The 4600-nt window shown below is 44.5% G+C and carries 2 protein-coding genes; both read right to left on the bottom strand.

The features are described 5' to 3' along the window. A partial coding sequence (locus tag HQM11_21315; protein ID MBF0353580.1) for a hypothetical protein occupies positions 1 to 3084 on the bottom strand: 3084 nt, incomplete at its 3' end. Between the two features lie 164 nt (positions 3085 to 3248). Further along, positions 3249 to 4541 carry a 7TM-DISM domain-containing protein gene (locus tag HQM11_21320; protein MBF0353581.1) on the bottom strand — a complete coding sequence of 431 codons (1293 nt, stop codon included), beginning with the start codon at positions 4539 to 4541 and terminating at the stop codon, positions 3249 to 3251. Between the last annotated feature and the right edge of the window lie 59 nt (positions 4542 to 4600).

A 4600-nucleotide genomic window follows, 5' to 3' on the forward strand; every position in this document is an offset into this window, starting at 1 on the left:
CTTGGTGCTGATGTAGTTGCTGCAATCATCCTGCCCTACGCAACTGTTACGTCCACCAACATAGGTCGCATTGGTTATTGAATATATCGGTGAATTATAAGGACTGTAGATATCCATTCCCCGGTGGTAGTTGGTTCTGCTGGGATATGAACTGTCGGAGGGATCAAAATATCCGAAGGACATGTCACCAGAAATAGTGATGGTTCCCGGATAAATGGTTGTGTGATTGGCATATTGCCAAAACCGCTCAGGGCAATCCAGACAACTGATTTCTGTGGATGTGAGATTGCCCTCCTCAAAATATCCCAGAATCCGGTCCATGACAGTGTTCCGTGCATTCTCCTGTACAATTGTTTCAAATGGAAACCCGAAAAAAAGCACGGTGAATTCTTTTTTATAGGCTGAAGCGGCCCATCCTGTTTTGCCGGTTGTATAATCCAATACCGGTTCTCCTCCGCCATGACCATAGATTCTGTCAGGCCAAAGTGCGGCATAGGTCACACTGCCATCTGCATCCAGATTAAAATTATCGATCCCCTTAAACAGTTGGTGAGTCGATGGTTTGATAGCAGAACTGGAACCTTCCTTGTCATCGGCTTCATATTTGACTTTAAACATATTTTTCAGAAAAGTGTCATCATTGGCACTGGCGACATTATATGAAGGGCCATTCAAATCCAGATCCCAGGCAATTTCAGTGCCTGAAACAAACAGATTTCCTCCCGAATACAGATAATCCGTGATGTAGTCTTGCTCGCTTTTGACATATCCAGATGCCACCGTATCAGCGAAAGTCTGATCTTTCTGGGATTCACGACCTGTGTACCAGATCACACCATCATAGGATTTCAAAGCAACCCGTTGATGACTCACTGCTTCATTGCTGGCAAAATCAACTTTCCAGTTTCTATTGGCATGCGCAACAGCCTGTAAATACGGAATGATATAGTTTCTGGCATTCAAGGTGACTTGTGAGTCATTCCGGTCAAATCCATTGACAATCAATAATCGGCGATCTGCATGAACCCCCGTAAGAGTGCCAGCCATTTCTGAAGGAGTGCCTGTGTCGTTTGACAGAACTGGCACAACCACGAAATAATGGGGTGAATGCTCTTTCATCCCGCTGAATTTTATTTCAGTTCTGCTGGTCAGAAAAGAATGGTCAAACACAATCCCGTCGGTGGAATGCCATATGAGGTAATATTCAGCATGTGCTTCAGGTTCCGTCCATGAAACCTTGAAACTCAGACTGTCTTGATAAACCACATGAAGATCCCGGATCTCATTTTTATTTTCTGTCACAACCCAGTTTTGTCCATCCCACTGATAATAGTTTCCTTCTGCTTTGGTGCGTTTATAGAAATAATCAAATAACCCCGGTCCGGTGGGGAATACATCACCAATACCAGCCCAACCGGATGGAATTGCGCTGTTGCCGCTGGTTTGCCATTGGCTTCCGTTCCACACATAGAGTTTATGGTCCGTGTTGTTAAAATAAGTCCATGAAAGTTTGGGGTTCACAGGAGACATATCGCGAACACCTTTCCAGATGCCTTCCGCATCGGTTGTCCCCTCAAAAACAATTTCAACCTCCGGGGTCGCCGGGTCTGCGGCATCCTTCCAGTTTTCCTGCATGGCGACCGGATATCCCTGATCTGCACGGTCCAGGGCAATGTCATACTGAATCAGTTCACCGGCTTTGAAAAAATACAGTTTACCGTTGCCCATATTGACAGCAGCATCAATATTCTCGCTCCACAATCCTGGCCAGTTTCCGGCAATGGGCTTGGGATATCCGGTATCTGTCCTGTCTGTTGCGATGTCATAGCGGAGATACTGACTTCCTCTGAAAAAATAGAGTTTGCCGTTATTCATATTGATCGCCTCGTCAATGCTGTCATTCCACAATCCTGGCCAGTTTCCGGCAATGGGCTTGGGATATCCGGTATCTGTCCTGTCTGTTGCGATGTCATAGCGGAGGTATTGGGTGCCCTTAAAAAAATAGAGTTTACCGTTGTTCATATTGACGGCCGCATCCACACCTTCAGCCCAAACTCCAGACCATTTGCTGTCGATCTGTTTCAGGGATTTTTTGACACTCATATTCTGAACCACATCATATTCCAGTGTCTGTTGCCCCGCAAACAGCATGACCTGATTTTTCACAGGAGAAACCGCCGCATTCACAGATATGATGGAACTGGAGGGTGGATTGCTGGAGTCACTGTTGAGGATTACGTTGACCTGGTCAACCATGAATCCGTAATCATTGAGGGAGCGATCGGATTTGAGCCTGATTTTAACGATGTTTCCATAGATGGGCATGGTCCATAAATCAGTATACGAACCCGTGTATTTGCCTATTTCACGATCCTGTCCATCATAGATATAGAGCCAGTCATAGCTCTTTTCAAACCCCATCCGGGTAAAATGAATCTGGACGGTTTTTGCGTTTGGAATGGTGATGGTTTCGGTATAGTCCACACTGTGGAGGTATGGATGGAGCGATTCAAGTGCATGAGGAATATTCTGGTTTTGAACGGTGCCGACGGCTGGAATATAGGATATCTGATCCAGAATGATTTTTCCCGAGGTCAGCCAATCTGAAGTAACCTTTACTTTCAGCGTGTTTCCGGGGACAGCGATGGACCATACGTCATTTCCCATTGCGCCATTGTACGTTGTCACAACAGCATTGTTCTGATCCAGAATGTAAACATAATCATAATTCTTTTCTGTTTCCAGAATGTTGAAATGGACTTTAATCATGGCGGCAGATTCTGGAACCGAAAATGTCCAGATTTTGTTCAGATTGCCGGGATAGGGCGATAATTCAAGGCGTTCAGCGGAAGGAAGGGCATAGGTGACCCATTCGTTTCCACTTTGGGAGGCAGATAAAACAGAGCTTCGATTGTCTAGTGTGATTTTATTTTTATCCAATGAAATATCGACTGGTTCCTGATAATCCACAACATCCTGTTCAGAAATCGAAATTTCTTCCAGTTCCTGTTCAGCACAACCTGTAACCATGAACACCATGATGCAAAGAACAAATATAATTGAAAACCCTGTTGCTCGTTTCATAGGTACCCCTGATTGTTTAATCATAGTTTTGTATTGAACTGGAACAATGGTTACGTGACTGTTCTGGAAAAAAATCAGTTTCTGAAATGCGAATGTTTCAACCATAGACAATGCTATCTTGTTGTGTTGTTAACTCACGGGTTTCTGTGCTGGATCCATTGGGATCATGTTCTCATTGTTTGACTTAATTTTTCAGAAAGAGTTTCCGCGGAAGCAAAGGCTTTTGAAAAACGCTGTGAAAGAATGAATGCCTGCGCAAATATGAAGATAAAGAGTCCCAATGGCAACAAATTGATCCTGATGGTTGCGGTGTGAGAATAAACCATGTCATTCACAGTCGTGATAAACAGGAATATGAAACAGATCAATACCAGTATTGAACCGTCTCGTTTGTGCTTCATCGCTAACACCAGAGTACCAAGGGCATAGATGCCCCAAAATAGAGCATTCAGTTGATACGGAACCAGCGTCATCGAATAAATCCGGGTCGGAGTGACCAGGACGAGAACACTGAACAAACCGCCGATAACCAGACAGATTTTATGCATTTTTGCAGAAAATTCTTCCGGATTCAAGGCTCTCAGAAACGCGGCAAACAATGGAACTCCCAGATAAAATGTCAGATGTTCCATGGTTGATAGCCATTCCCATGATATCATCCTGAACTGCTCAAACATTAAACGTTCCCCTGTAAGCATCACCCTCAATGCGACCACCAGGCAGAACAGTCCAAAATACAAAGCTGTTGTTTCACGATTACGCAGGGCAAACAGACCCAGATGGTACAATGCCATGATCAAAACGGCTCCCAGCAGAAACATTTCAAATCCCAGCATATAGCGTTGTCTGTCTCGGATATTGGATTCTGTGCCCAGTTCAATGGAACGCCAGAATCCACCCTTGGCATGATAAAAATTGGAAATCTGCACAACGATTCTCATGACCTGATCAGTGTGATTGAGTGTGACTACTTGTGGCATGAATTGCGGATTCATTTCTCCCGCGCTGGTTCCGACAACCCCGTTAGACGCAACGGGTTTGCCATTGACCCAGATTCGGTAGGCGGTCGCCATATCAAGAATCCTGAGAGCCAGTGGTTCACGGGTTTTGGGGAGGAGGACTGTCAGTACAAATGTACCATAGCCGTCACTGGATAATTTCTGGTTTTTGATCTGATAATGATTCCATTCTGACGGCACATTGACAAAGATTTCAGCATCACTGCCAATCATATTTTCAGGCATGATCAATTGATTCCAGAAAAACCCCCACTCACCGTCGAGACGGATGTTGCCATTGTATTCAAAATTCCATCTACTCAGATCCAGCATTCCCTGACTGGCTGTGAATGCTGGCAAAGAATCATTTGCCCAGGTTGTGCTGCACAGGATGGCCAATGTGAAAAATAGCCACCCGGAGAGATTTCTGATTTGTTTTGGTATCAGTGTCATTTTCATATCGGTTCTTTCACAGGAATGGATGATTAGGAAATTCGTAGTTATTACAGATTAATAAC

It is taken from the genome of SAR324 cluster bacterium (genome assembly GCA_015232315.1).
Taxonomy (GTDB): Bacteria; SAR324; SAR324; order SAR324; family NAC60-12; genus JADFZZ01.

Coding starts and splice junctions, on each gene's coding strand:
- HQM11_21320 (MBF0353581.1), bottom strand. CDS start 4,541: ATGAAAATGACACTGATACCAAAACAAATCAGAAATCTCTCCGGGTGG.